Annotated in this window: 10 protein-coding genes; 6 read left to right on the top strand and 4 right to left on the bottom strand. The window is 72.9% G+C overall.

Annotation, left to right across the window (positions count from 1 at the left end; translation table 11 throughout):
- A partial coding sequence (locus ACFTZL_RS29145) for an enoyl-CoA hydratase-related protein (RefSeq protein WP_382588526.1) occupies positions 1–414 on the top strand: 414 nt, incomplete at its 5' end.
- Between the two features lie 243 nt (positions 415–657).
- Positions 658–1,755 carry a mechanosensitive ion channel family protein gene (locus ACFTZL_RS29140; protein WP_382588524.1) on the top strand — a complete coding sequence of 366 codons (1,098 nt, stop codon included), beginning with the start codon at positions 658–660 and terminating at the stop codon, positions 1,753–1,755.
- A gap of 30 nt (positions 1,756–1,785) precedes the next feature.
- On the opposite strand, the gene ACFTZL_RS29135 is transcribed toward ACFTZL_RS29140, so the two are convergent.
- Positions 1,786–3,342, bottom strand: a complete 1,557-nt coding sequence (locus ACFTZL_RS29135) for a M1 family metallopeptidase (RefSeq protein ID WP_382588522.1) — start codon at positions 3,340–3,342, stop codon at positions 1,786–1,788.
- Between the two features lie 187 nt (positions 3,343–3,529).
- Between ACFTZL_RS29135 and ACFTZL_RS29130 the strand changes: the two genes are divergently transcribed.
- The 3 genes from ACFTZL_RS29130 (at position 3,530) to ACFTZL_RS29120 (ending at position 7,942) form a co-directional block, all read left to right on the top strand.
- Positions 3,530–5,749, top strand: coding sequence for an NADP-dependent isocitrate dehydrogenase (locus ACFTZL_RS29130; protein ID WP_382588520.1), 2,220 nt, complete (start codon positions 3,530–3,532; stop codon positions 5,747–5,749).
- A gap of 116 nt (positions 5,750–5,865) precedes the next feature.
- Entirely contained in the window at positions 5,866–6,651 is a 786-nt protein-coding gene (locus ACFTZL_RS29125; protein ID WP_382588518.1) for an N-formylglutamate amidohydrolase, read from the top strand.
- Between the two features lie 67 nt (positions 6,652–6,718).
- Positions 6,719–7,942, top strand: a complete 1,224-nt coding sequence (locus ACFTZL_RS29120) for a cytochrome P450 (protein ID WP_382588516.1) — start codon at positions 6,719–6,721, stop codon at positions 7,940–7,942.
- A 31-nt stretch (positions 7,943–7,973) separates the two neighbouring features.
- Here the strand turns inward: ACFTZL_RS29120 and ACFTZL_RS29115 are convergent, their stop codons facing one another.
- From ACFTZL_RS29115 to ACFTZL_RS29105, 3 genes are all read right to left on the bottom strand, one after another.
- Complete coding sequence (locus ACFTZL_RS29115; protein ID WP_382588514.1) at positions 7,974–8,480, bottom strand: hypothetical protein; 507 nt, start codon at positions 8,478–8,480, stop codon at positions 7,974–7,976.
- Entirely contained in the window at positions 8,477–9,052 is a 576-nt protein-coding gene (locus ACFTZL_RS29110) for an RNA polymerase sigma factor (protein ID WP_382588512.1), read from the bottom strand. Before ACFTZL_RS29110 ends, ACFTZL_RS29115 begins: the two co-directional genes overlap by 4 nt.
- Positions 9,053–9,114: 62 nt before the next feature.
- Positions 9,115–10,545 (bottom strand): S8/S53 family peptidase, encoded by a 1,431-nt coding sequence (locus tag ACFTZL_RS29105; RefSeq protein WP_382588510.1) that lies wholly within the window; start codon positions 10,543–10,545, stop codon positions 9,115–9,117.
- Positions 10,546–10,734: 189 nt separating this feature from the next.
- Here ACFTZL_RS29105 and ACFTZL_RS29100 point away from each other — a divergent pair, with 189 nt between their 5' ends.
- Entirely contained in the window at positions 10,735–13,302 is a 2,568-nt protein-coding gene (locus ACFTZL_RS29100; protein ID WP_382588528.1) for a CHAT domain-containing protein, read from the top strand.
- The last annotated feature ends 104 nt before the right edge of the window (positions 13,303–13,406 follow it).

Here is a 13,406-nt window from a genome sequence, read left to right as displayed (position 1 = left end):
GCCGAGGAGGACGCCGTGTTCGGCGTGTTCTGCCGCCGCTGGGGCGTGCCGCTGATCGACGGCGGCACCGTACGGCTCCCCCGGCTGATCGGCACCGGCCGCGCCCTCGACCTGATCCTCACGGGACGGCCCGTCCCGGCCGCCGAGGCCCACGACATCGGACTCGTCAACCGTGTCGTCCCGGTGGGCCGCGCCCGCGCCGAGGCCGAGGAACTGGCCGCCGCGATCGCCGGGTTCCCGCAGCCCTGCATGCGCGCCGACCGCGCCTCCGTCCTCGACCAGGAGGGCCTGGACGAGCCGGCCGCGCTGGGCACCGAGTTCCGCCACGGCGCGGGTGTGCTGGCCGAAAGCGTCGAGGGCGCCGCCCGCTTCGCCTCCGGCGCGGGCCGGCACGGATCGTTCACGGACCTGTGAGCGAGGCGGATCCGGCGCGCGCGACGGCGCGTCATGTGCAGTAACTCACCCCCCGCTCACCCCTGTCTCCGGTACGAAGCCCCGTACGGGATGCGGCAGGATGAACGATTGTGCCGACCCCGGGTCAGGGTGGTCGGGCGCGATCGGACTTCCCCGAGAACGAGCAGGTGACTACGTGACGAGACTTCACATCCGGCCGTCGACGACGGCGTTCGCCGCGGTACTCCGCCCCGGAGGTGACCGGTGAACCGGGCGCTCACGGTGGACGACCTGGTCTTCGCGGGCATCGCCCTGGCCTCGGGCCTGCTGGCGGCCTTCGCGCTGCGCATCCTGCTGCGCTGGCTGGGCGGGCACGCCGACCGCACCCGCTGGAGCGGGGACGACGTCATCGTGCACGCGCTGCGGGCCGTGGTGCCGTGGGCCGCGGTCGTGGGCGGCGCGGCGGGCGCGGCGGCGGTGCTGCCGCTGACCCGGACGGTGCAGCACCACACCAACCAGGTGCTGACCGTGCTGCTCATCTTCGTCGCGACGGTGTCGGCGGCCCGGGTGGTGGCCGGCCTGGTGCGCACGGTCACCCAGTCCCGTTCCGGTGTCGCCGGATCGGCCACGATCTTCGTCAACATCACCCGGATCCTGGTCCTCGCGATCGGCTTCCTGGTGGTGCTCCAGACACTGGGCATCTCCATAGCCCCGATGCTCACGGCCCTGGGCGTCGGCGGTCTGGCGGTCGCGCTGGCGCTTCAGGACACGCTCGCCAACCTCTTCGCGGGCATCCACATCCTCGCCTCCAAGACCGTCCAGCCCGGTGACTACATCAAGCTCAGCAGCGGCGAGGAAGGCTACGTCGAGGACATCAACTGGCGGCAGACGACGATCCGCAACCTGTCCAACAACCTCATCGTGCTCCCCAACGGTCAGCTCGCGCAGGCGAACATGACCAACTTCATGCGCCCCGAGGAGCAGCTCACCATCCTGGTGCAGGTCGGGGTGGCCTACGACAGCGACCTGGAGCACGTGGAGCGCGTGACCAACGAGGTCATCGCCGAGACGATGACCGAGGTGGACGGCGCCGTGCCGGACCACGAGCCCATCATCCGGTTCCACACCTTCGGCGACTCCCGCATCGGTTTCACCGTCATCCTGGGCGTCGGCGAGTTCAGCGACCAGTACCGGATCAAGCACGAGTTCATCAAGCGCCTGCACAAGCGCTACCGCACGGAGGGCATCCGCATCCCCGCCCCCGCCCGCACGGTGGCGCTTCAGCAGGGCGCGGCCGTCATCCCGCAGCAGCGGACCGGCGAGTTCGAGCCGGGCGACATGACGGCCGCCCGGCTCGACTGAGACACCTCGGCCGACTTCTCCGCCGAGGCTCTACAGCGTCGCGGAGTTGTCGTGGTAGTGGCTGTCCCTCCGGCTGCGCGGTGCCGCGAGGGACGGCTTCACGGGCGTCACGGTCCAGTCCGGGTGGCCCGGCATCCGGGGCGTCCTCGTCCCGTACAGCCAGTCCCGCAGGAAGCCCGTGAGGTCCTGTCCTGAGACCTGCGAGGCGACCGCGATGTAGTCCTCCGTGGACGCCGTGGCGTCGCGGTGGCGCTCCAGGAACGCGCGCTCGACGGCGCTGAAGGCCGCCTCGCCGATCTGCTGCCGCAGCGCGTACAGGACGAGCACGCCGCCGACGTAGCGCTGGCTGTCGAAGAGGTTGGCCGCGCTCGGGGCCGCGACCGGCCCGGAGGTGTGGCGCCACTGGTCGCCGAGGGCGTAGGTGTCCTTCATCCGGGCTTCCATGGTGGTCATGCCCTTGGAGTCGGGCCAGCCGCGCTCGTAGCGGTACAGCAGCCCGTAGAAGTCGGCGTGGCCCTCGTTCAGCCACAGGTCGGCCCAGGTGGCGGGGCTGACGCTGTTGCCGAAGTAGGAGTGGACCAGCTCGTGCATCATGTGCGAGCCGATCTTGCTCTCCTCCTGGAGGAGGTAGTTGGGCTTGTAGAGCGTGAGGGTCTGCGTCTCCAGGCCGGTGAAGTCGAAGGCCTGGGGGTCGTCCGAGTTGCACGGGAGCAGGCCGTACGTCTCGAAGGGGTACGCCCCGAGCCGCTGCTCGACCCATTCCACCAGGGCCGGGGTGAGCGACAGGGCGGGTTCCAGGGCGGCGGCGCGGGCGGTGGGGACGACGTCCCGCAGCGGCAGGCCGTGCGGACCCTGCCGGTCCTTGATCACGTAGTCGCCGACGGTGATCTGCACCACCTCGGTGGCGATCGGCGAGCGGGAGCGGTACGTGTACACCGTCCGGTCGCCGCTCAGTTGCTCGGTGCGCACGAGCCGCCCGCTCGCGACGCCCCGCAGTCCCCCGGGCACGGTGAGGCGGAAGGTGAAGTCGGCCTTGTCGGAGGGGTGGTCGTTGCAGGGGAAGACGGTGTGCGCGGAGTCCGGCTGGCAGCACACCGCGAAGCCGTCCGGGGTGGCGACCCAGCCGGTGTGCGGCAGGGCGCGGCGCGGGTCGGCGGTGTAGTCCACGCACACGGTGACCCGGGCTCTCGCCGGGAGCAGGCGCGCGGGGGTGATCCGCAGCTTTTCGGCCACCTGCTCGAAGCCGGCCGTGCGGCCGCCGACGCGGACGGAGCGTATGTCCAGGCCGAGCGCGTCGAGGGAGAGGCGGCTCAGGGGCTGGGTGGTGCGGATCGTCAGGGTCGCGGTGGCCTCGACGACCTTGGTCGTGGCGTCGTACGCGAAGTCGAGGTGGTAGGCCGAGACGCGGTAGCCGTCGTTGCCGAGGGCGGGGAAGACGGGGTCGCCGAGGGTCTCGGGGCCCGGGGAGGCGTCCGTGCGCGCGGACTCCTTCGAGGTGGCCGCCTGGGCCGGGACCCCCGTGGTCAGAGCCGCCGCCGTGCCGATCAGGGCGGCCGCCGGGGCCGTCACTCTGGTGCGATATCTCATGGTCCGCTTTCGCTCGGACGGCCGGGTGGTCAGGTCCGGCCGTGTCAGGGAGTGAGTGATCTCTCTCCCTGACAAAGGAGCGGGTCGATCGGTTGCCCGAAACTGGCGGCGGACCCCTGTCGAGACGAGGCCGCTCAGGAGATATCTTGATGTCGAGCAATGTTGCAGACGTGGAGCGGAGCACCCGGTGACTGACTCGACCATCATCTATACGCACACTGACGAGGCCCCCGCACTGGCGACGTATTCCTTCCTGCCGGTGGTCCGGGCGTACGCCTCGCAGGCGGGTGTCGCTGTGGAGACCCGCGACATCTCGCTGGCCGGGCGCATCATCGCCGTGTTCCCGGAGTACCTCACCGAGGACCAGCGCATCCCGGACGCCCTCGCCGAGCTCGGTGAGCTGGCCAAGACGCCCGCCGCCAACATCATCAAGCTTCCGAACATCTCGGCGTCCATCCCGCAGCTCAAGGCCGCGATCGCCGAGCTGCAGGGCCAGGGCTACGCGCTGCCGGACTACCCGGACGACCCGAAGACCGACGAGGAGCGCGAGATCGGCGCCCGTTACGACAAGATCAAGGGCTCCGCCGTGAACCCGGTCCTGCGTGAGGGCAACTCCGACCGGCGCGCCCCCGCCTCGGTGAAGAACTACGCCAAGTCGCACCCGCACCGCATGGGCGCCTGGACCTCCGAGTCCAAGACGAACGTGGCGACGATGGGCCAGAACGACTTCCGCTCCACCGAGAAGTCCGTGGTGATCGCCGAGGACGGCGCGCTGCGCATCGAGCTCGTCGGCGACGACGGCTCCACCACCGTGCTGCGCGAGTCCGTACCGGTCCTCGCCGGTGAGGTCGTCGACGCCTCCGTGATGCGGGTCGCCGCGCTGCGCGAGTTCCTGACCGCGCAGGTCGCCGAGGCCAAGGCCCAGGGCGTGCTGTTCTCGGTGCACCTGAAGGCGACGATGATGAAGGTCTCCGACCCGATCGTCTTCGGCCACGTGGTGCGCGCCTTCTTCCCGAAGACCTTCGCGCAGTACGGCGACAAGCTCGCCGCGGCCGGTCTGACCCCGAACGACGGTCTGGGCGGCATCTACAAGGGCCTGGAGGGCCTGCCCGAGGGCGCCGAGATCAAGGCCTCCTTCGACGCCGAGCTCGCCGAGGGCCCGGAGCTGGCGATGGTCGACTCCGACAAGGGCATCTCGAACCTGCACGTCCCGTCGGACGTCATCGTCGACGCCTCCATGCCGGCCATGATCCGCACGTCCGGTCACATGTGGGGCCCGGACGGCGAGGAGGCCGACACCCTCGCGGTCCTGCCGGACTCCTCCTACGCGGGCGTCTACCAGGCCGTGCTCGACGACTGCCGGGCCAACGGCGCCTACGACCCGTCCACCATGGGCTCGGTGCCGAACGTCGGTCTGATGGCGCAGAAGGCCGAGGAGTACGGCAGCCACGACAAGACCTTCGAGGTCCCGGTCACGGGCACGGTCCGGCTGGTCGACCAGAGCGGCACCGCGCTCATCGAGCAGACCGTCTCGGCCGGTGACATCTTCCGCGCCTGCCAGACCAAGGACGCGCCGATCAAGGACTGGGTGAAGCTGGCCGTCACGCGCGCCCGCGCCACCGGCGACCCGGCGGTGTTCTGGCTGGACGAGACCCGTGCGCACGACGCCAACCTGATCGCCAAGGTCAACGCCTACCTCGCGGAGCACGACACCGAGGGCCTGGACATCCGGATCCTGACCCCCGTCGAGGCGACGAAGCTGTCGGTGGAGCGCATCCGCCGCGGCGAGAACACGATCTCGGTGACGGGCAACGTCCTGCGTGACTACCTGACCGACCTGTTCCCGATCCTGGAGCTGGGCACCAGCGCCAAGATGCTGTCGGTCGTCCCGCTGATGGCGGGCGGCGGCCTCTTCGAGACGGGCGCCGGTGGCTCCGCCCCGAAGCACGTCCAGCAGCTCGTCCGGGAGAACTACCTGCGCTGGGACAGCCTGGGTGAGTTCTTCGCCCTCGTGCCGTCCCTGGAGCAGTTCGCGAAGGTCACGGGCAACGCCCGCGCCCAGGTCCTGGCCGACACGCTCGACCGCGCCACGGCGACCTTCCTCAACGAGGACAAGTCGCCGACCCGGCGCGTCGGCGGCATCGACAACCGCGGCAGCCACTTCTTCCTGTCCCTGTACTGGGCGCAGGAGCTGGCCAAGCAGACCGACGACGCGGACCTGGCGAAGGCCTTCGCCCCGCTCGCCGAGACGCTCGCGGCCAACGAGCAGAAGATCGTCGACGAGCTGATCGCCGCCCAGGGCAAGCCCGTCGAGATCGGCGGCTACTACCAGCCCGACCCGGCGAAGGCCGCGCAGGCCATGCGCCCGTCCACCACGTGGAACGAGACCCTGGCGTCCCTGGCCTGACCCACGGACCCGCGTAGATCCACTGACTCCGCCCCGACCGGCACTGCCCGGCCGGGGCGGAGTTCTGCGTGGGTGACCCTGCCGCACGCCACCGACTACGCCCCTGGAGCCGCCCCATGACCGATGCGCACTCCTTCGAGCCGGCGGCCGGGGACGGCCGCTCCCCCGTGATCCTGCATGTCCCGCACTCCGCACGGGAGATCCCCGATGACGTACGCGCGGACATCGTGCTCGGTGACGAGGAGCTGGAGCGGGAGCTCGACCACATCACCGACGCGCACACGGCGGAGATCGCCGAGAGGGCGGCCGGGCTCGCGGCGGTGACGCCCTGGCGGTTCGTCAATCGGCTGTCGCGGCTGGTCGTCGACCCCGAGCGGTTTCCGGACGAGCGGGAGGAGATGCGGGCCGTCGGTATGGGCGCGGTGTACACGCGGACCACGCACGGCGATGTGCTGCGGCCCGATGACCTCGACCCCGAGCCCCTCCTCGAGCGGTACTTCCGGCCGTACGCGCGGGCGATGACACAGGCCGTGGCGGACCGGCTGGCGGCCACCGGGCGGGCCGTGATCATCGACGTGCACTCCTACCCGAGCCGGAGGCTGCCCTACGAGCTGCACGGGGACGGACCCCGGCCGGCGGTCTGCCTCGGCACCGACCCGTTCCACACATCCCCCGGCCTGCTGGACGCCGCCCGGGAGGCGTTCGGGGAGACACGGCTCGACAGCCCGTTCAGCGGGACCTACGTGCCCCTGGAGTTCTACGGGAAGCGGCCCGAGGTCGGCGCGCTCATGGTGGAGATCCGCCGCGACACCTACATGAGCGAGCCGGGCGGTCCCGCGGGGGCCGGACTGGAGCGGCTGGCCGGTGCGCTGGCCCGTCTCGTCGACGCCGTGTCCCGCTGAACGCCGGACGTCACCGGCTGGAGCACTCCCGCGCGACAAGCGGCGGGGGCACGAGGAGGGTGGGTGCATGACGGAGGAGACCACCACGCTGACCGGCCGGGCCCAGCCCCCGGTACGGGACTGGCCCGCCCTCGACCTGGACGGCACGGAGTTCGACCCGGTCCTCGCGGAGCTGATGCGCGAGGGGCCGCTGACCCGGATCCGGCTGCCGTTCGGCGAGGGGTGGGCATGGCTGGCCACCCGCCACTACGACGTGAAGCTGATCACCAACGACCCGCGGTTCAGCCGCGCGGAGGTGACCGGGCGTCAAGTGACGCGGATGGCACCGCACTTCAAGCCGCGGCCCGGTTCGCTGGCCTTCGCCGACCAGCCCGACCACAACCGGCTGCGCAAGGTGGTCGCAGGGGCCTTCACCGTCAGTGCGATGAAGCGGCTGCGGCCCCGTGCGCAGGAGCTGCTCGACGAGTTGGTGGCCGGGGTCCTACGGGACGGGCCGCCGGCCGAGCTGATCGAGCGTGTGCTGGAACCGTTCCCGATCGCCCTGGTCAGCGAGGTGATGGGCGTACCCGCCGCCGACCGGGAACGGGTGCACACCTGGACCCGGCAGATCATCTCCACCTCGGGTGGGGCCGAGGCCGCCGACCGGGCCAAGAGCAGTCTGTACGGATGGATCACGGAGACGATCAGCTCCCGCGCGGACAGCACCGGCGAGGACGTGTACTCCCTGCTGGGCGCCGCCGTGGCGCGTGGCGACATCAGCGAGACGGAGGCGATCGGCCTCGCCGGTCCCCTCCAGATCGGCGGCGAGGCCGTCACCCACAACTGCGGGCAGATGCTCTGTCTGCTGCTCACCCGGCCCGAGTTGCGGCAGTGGTGGCACGAGCGCCCCGAGGCACGCGACACGCTGCTGGACGAGCTGCTGCGCTACATCCCCCACCGCAGCTCCGTGGGCCTGGCGCGGATCGCCCTGGAGGACGTCGACCTGCGCGGACACCGCATCCGCGCGGGCGACCCGGTGTACGTCTCCTACCTCGCCGCCAACCGCGACCCGGACGTCTTCCCCGAGCCGGACCGGATCGACCCCGGCCGCGCCCCCAACCCGCACCTGGCCCTCGGCAACGGACCGCACTACTGCACCGGCGCCGTCCTGGCCCGCCTCCAGACCGAACTGCTCCTCGGCACCCTGCTGGACCGGCTGCCGGGCCTGCGGCTCGCGGTCCCCGCCGACCAGGTCGAGTGGCGGCGCAGGACGATGATCCGGGGGCCGCGGACGCTGCCGTGCACCTGGTGACGGGGCGCGCCCGCAACCGGATGGCAAGGCCCTAGGCCCGCAGCCACTCCGTCACCACCACGTCCCCGCCGGTCCGCAGCCGTAGCGCGAACGGGCCGGAGAGCGGGGCGTCGCCGGTGAAGCGGCCCAGGTCGTCGGCCGTGAGCGGGGCGCCGGGGCGCGGGCCGCCCAGGACCTCGATCCGGGCCGGCTGCGGTGGCAGCACCTGTCCCAGCAGTCCGTGCGTGGTCACCTCGACGTCGACGGTCACCTCGCCCGCCCGGAAGGTCAGCATCCGGGGCGCGTCGGTGGCGCCCCGGACAGGGAGGGCGTCGACCAGCGAGTCGAAGGTCAGCTCGGCGACCCGGGCGTCGAGGTCGTGCAGCGCGTACGCGTCGACGGCGATCTGCTGGAGTTCCGCGGGCACCGGGTCCAGGACGGCCGCGGCCTGCCGCAGCTCCTCCTCCAGCAGCCCGGCGTCGAACTCCTCGTCCTCCCAGCCGTCCTCGTCGAACGCGTCGTCGTCGTTCATGCCGTTCATGCCGTTCAGGTCGCTCATATCGCCCCCCGTGCCTCGAGCCGGGCCCGCAGACGCCGCAGACAGCGCTGCCGCAGCGGCCCGATGCTGCCCACCGCGATGCCGAGCGCGGCGGACACGTCCTGATAGCTGGGCGGCGGCGTGGCCATCAGCACACGCAGCAACTGCCTGCACCGCTCGCCCAGTTCCTCGAACTCCTGCCACAGCCGCCGTACGCGTTCACTCTGGGCGGCGGCCTCCTCGGAGTCGAGCAGCGACTGCTCCGGCGTGCCCTCCTCGCTGACCCGGTCCAGGATCTGCGGATCGTCCGTCAGGGTCAGCCGCTGCGAACTCCGGATGACCTTCAGGCACTCGTTGCGCGCCGTGCTCGCGAGCCACGCGCCCGCCTTGCCGGGTTCGCGGATCCGCCCGAGGTGCTGGGCGAAGCGGAACCACGCGGTCTGGTACACCTCATGGGCGTCCGCGTCGGAGAGCCGGTGGGCCCGCACCACGGACCACACCAGCGGGCTCAGCCCCTCCACCAGCGCTTTCCAGGCCGCCGCGTCGCCATCGGCGGCTGCCTGGACGAGCGCCCCGGCATCAGTACGGTCCACGGCAGCCCCACCCCTCGAGTACGGCAGGTCATGGTACGCCGTGGAGGGGGCGGCTTCGGCCCTCACGAGCCGGGGACCAGGCGCACGACCGGGACCGGGCGCCAGGTGGGCGGACGCAGCGCGGGAACGTGCGCCCCGCGCACTTCGGCGAGCCCGGTGTTGGCGGCGAGCAGTTGCTGCCGGGCCGCGCGCGGATCGGTCTCCTTGTGCGCCGTCATATGGGCGGCGACCATGCCCGCGGTCACGGGGGTGGCGAAGGAGGTGCCGCTCCACTGCGCGTACCCCTCGAACATCACCTGGTCCGGCTTCGCGACGGCGTTCTCGTCGCTCAGCACTCCGGTGTGGCGGGGGTGCCGGCAGGTGCAGCCGTAGCGGAAGCCGTAGCGGCAGGCGTCGTACGTGGAGTGCTGGTACACGTACGGGACGGGTGTCTCGAAGCCGGTGAGGGCGCTGGTGAGGCGCTCGCCGGGGGCGTATACCCGTACCCAGGAGCCGTGGTTGGTGAAGCAGGCGCCGAACTCGCCGTCGCAGCGCAGGGCGCCGACCGACAGCACGGAGTCCTCCCAGCCGGGCAGGTCGGCGTAGGCAGCGGGCCAGAACGGCGTGGCGCTGCCGTTGTTGCCCGCGGCGGCGACCAGCAGGGTGCGCTGCTCGCGCAGTTCCCGCATGAAGTTCTCCACGCCGAGCAGGCCGTCGGTGCGGCCGTTGGAGGTGCCGGCGGAGAGGCTGAGGACATCGGGCCAGCCGCCGGCGTCGACGGCCTCGAAGAGCTTCTCGCCGAACTCGGATTCCAGGATGGCGCCCGCGTCGTTGAGGCTGCCGCGCACGGTGATGTCGGTGTTGGGCGCGACGGCGGCGACGAGCCCGGCGATGAAGGTGCCGTGGCCGACGTACTGCTGGAGGATGCCCTGGTCGTCGCACTCCTCGACCTGGGCGTCGCCGCCGGTGTGGGACAGCAGGCCGCAGGAGCGGTAGTCGTTCATCAGCCCGGTGTCGACGACGAGGACGCCGACGGCGGTGTCCGGGTCGTACGCCGTGTCGGCTGCCGCCGGGTTGAGCGGCTCGCTGAGCGGGACGGGGACCGGTTCGTCGCCCGGGCAGGCGTTGACCGCGATGTGGACGACATGGTTCCGGGCGGCCATCCGGTGCCCGGCCCGGACCTCCCGTTCGCGCACGGACCGCAGCGCCTGTGCGACGGCGCGGTCGGCTTCCCGGCCGCCCTCACCGGGATCACCGACCCGGATCCGGGTGATGCCGCTGCGGTTGGTCTGCGGGCCGGCCCGGCGGACCTGGTCCTGGTCGAGGTCGGGTGCCGCCGTGAAGTGCGCCCGTACGGCGTCCTCGACGATGCCGGCCTCCTCGCCGTCGCGGACGAGGACGACGCCCTTCTCGTACATGAACTCTGCCGAGTCGTCCGGCCCCATCGCGAGGGGGACGTCCGGCATCGAGCGCTGGATCTGGTCGAACTGCTCGTGGAATCGCTGTGGTGCCATGGCGGGTCCTCCCACTGGGCGACGGCGTCGGTCGGCGCGGCGGAGCGGTCGTCGGTACGCGCCGATCCTCCTCGACATGAGCCGCCGGACGGTCATTTGATACAGCGCCGAACCTGTGTGGTGTGGTCGGAGGCCACTACCATCCGAGGAGTGACAGCGGGAAACGACTCGGTGGCGGCACTGCTGCCGATGGTGTTCGCCGATCCGGGCGAGGCTCTCGCGAGGGCCCGGGCGCTGCTCGACGCCGATCCCGCCCCGCCGCACGCCTCCGTCGCCCATCAGGTGATCGGCATCTGGCAGCGGGACTTCGGCGATCTGCGGCTCGCGCTGAACCATCTGCGGCGCGCCCGGGACTTCGCGGCGCGCGCGGACTCGGCCGACCGGGAGGCGGATGTGCTGGCCACGCTGGGCGTGGCGCTGGTGCACGCGGGCCGGACCCGGGAGGGCCTGGCGGCCTTCGAGCGGGGGGTCGCGCGGGGCGGCGGGCACACCCGGGCGCGGGTGCTGTACCGGCGGGCGTACGTGTGGTGGGTGCTCGGCCGGCATCGCGAGGCGCTGGAGGACGTGCGCCGGGCGGTTCCCGTGCTGCGGCAGGCGGAGGACGTGATCTGGACGGCGCGGGCGCTGACCCTGCGGGCGACCGTGCATCTGGCGCTGGGGGCGGTGGAGCGGGCCGAGGCGGACTTCACCGCGGCCGAGGCGCTGTGGGACACCACCGGCCAGGAGCACGACAAGGCCGACGCGGTGGAGAGCCGGGGGCTCGCCGCGTTCCGGTCGGGTGACGTGCCGGTGGCGCTGCGGCTGCTCGACGAGGCGGAGGAGCGGTACGCCCGGCTCGGCACGCCGACGTTCATGCTGAACATCCGGCGCTGCGAGGTGCTGATGGCGGCCGGGCTCGCGCCCGAGGCGCTGGCCGAGGCGGACGCGGCGATCAGGAAGCTCGACGGGATCGGCGGGCAGTCCACGCGCAAGGCGGAGCTGCTGCTGGCCGCCGCGCGGGCCGCCCGGCTGGCCGGGGACCCGCACACCGCGATCGCCCGTGCCGCTCTCGCGGTACGGCTGTTCGCCGGGCAGCGGCGCACCTGGTGGGAGACGCACGCCCGGCTGGTGCTGATCGAGGCGCGGCACGCGGCCGGGCGCGGTTCGGGCCGGCTGGTCGCCGATGCCGCCGCGGTGGCGGAGAAGCTGGCCTCGTTCGGGGCGCCGGCCGCGCCGGAGGCGTCGCTGCTGGCGGGCCGGATCGCGCTGGGCCTGGGCTGGACGGCGGACGCGGAGCGGCATCTGGCCGTCGCCGCCCGCAGCAGGCACGGCGGTCCGCCGCTGGCGCGGATGACGGGCTGGGCGGCGCAGGCGCTGCGGGCGCGGTCCGCCGGGTCGGCCCGGGGTGTGCTGGAGGCCTGCCGGCGGGGTCTGGACGTGCTGGACGACCACCGGATGACGCTGGGCGCCTCGGAGCTCAGGGCGCGCGCCACCGAGCAGGGTGCGGAGCTGGCCGCGCTCGCCCAGCGGGCCAGTCTGGTCTCGGGCGGGCCGCGGCGGCTGCTGGTGTGGAGCGAGCGCTGGCGGGCCACTGTGCTGTCCACGGCGCCGACCCGGCCGCCCGCCGATCCGGAACTGCTCAGCGGCATGACCGCGTTCCGCGAGATCGCCTCCCGTGCGGAGGCCGCCCGGATGGAGGGCCGGCCGGTGCCGGCGCTGGAGCGTGAACAGCGGCGCCTGGAGCGGGAGATCCGCTCCCGGACCCTGCACATGCGGGGTGAGGCGCCCGGGGACGGGGACCGCTTCGACGTCGGCAGGCTGCTGGAGCGGCTGGGCGACGAGGTACGGCTGGTGGAACTCGCCGTGCTCGACGGGCGGGTGCAGGTGCTGCTGTGCGGGCAGGGGCGGGTGCGCAGGTTCGAGGCCGGGCTGCTGGCCGAGGCGGAGACGGAGGCCGAGCACGTACAGGCCGGGCTGCGGCGGCTGGCCCATCCCGGGGCCGAGGCGCGCCTTCCGGTGGTGGAGGCGGCCGGGCGCCGGCTGGAGGAGTTGCTGCTCGGCCCGGCGGCGGCGCAGCTCGGCAGCGGCCCGGTGGTGGTCGTGCCGCCGGGGCGGCTGCACCGGGTGCCGTGGGCGCTGTTGCCGTCGCTGCGGGAGCGGGTGCTCAGCGTGTCGCCGTCGGCGGGCAGTTGGCTGCGTGCCGGGGAGACCGCGCCGCCGCCGGACGGCTGTCATGTGCTGGTACGCGGCCCGGGCCTGGCCACCGGCGGCGCCGAGGTGCCCGAACTGGCCGGCCGGTACGGCTGCGCGACGGTTCTGGAGGACGGCGAGGCGCGCGTGCCGCGGGTGCTGGAGGAGCTGGACGGGGCCGCGCTGGCTCACATCGCCGCGCACGGCACGTTCCGAGCGGACAGCCCGCTCTTCTCGTCCCTGCGGATGGCCGACGGGCCGATCGTCGTGCACGACTTCGAGCGTCTGGACCGCAGCCCGTACCGGATCATCCTGTCCTGCTGCGACACCGCCCGCCTCGCGTCCGTCGGCGCCGACGAACTGCTCGGCCTGGTCACCGCGTTGCTGCCGCTGGGCACGGCCGGGGTGGTGGCGTGCAGTGCGCCCGTCAACGACGCCGCGGTGGTGCCGCTGATGCTGGCGCTGCACAAGGGCCTCGACGCCGGCCTGTCCCTGGCGGAGGCGCTGCGCGACGCCCGGGCCGCACTGCCGGGCGACGCGCTGCACCAGGCCACGGGCTGGGCGTTCTCGGCGTTCGGGGCGGCCTGAGGGGCGGCCTGACCCGTCCCCTGTGCGGGGGGGGGCCCCCGGGTGCGCGGGGGGGGGCCCGGGGCCCCGGGCCCGCCCCAAGGCCGGCGGGGCGCCCGCCGCTC

It is taken from the genome of Streptomyces sp. NPDC056948, from assembly GCF_042674225.1.
Classification (GTDB): domain Bacteria; phylum Actinomycetota; class Actinomycetes; order Streptomycetales; family Streptomycetaceae; genus Streptomyces; species Streptomyces purpurascens.
The sequence above is the reverse complement of the archived record's forward strand: the minus strand, read 5'-3'. Positions and strand labels throughout refer to the sequence as shown.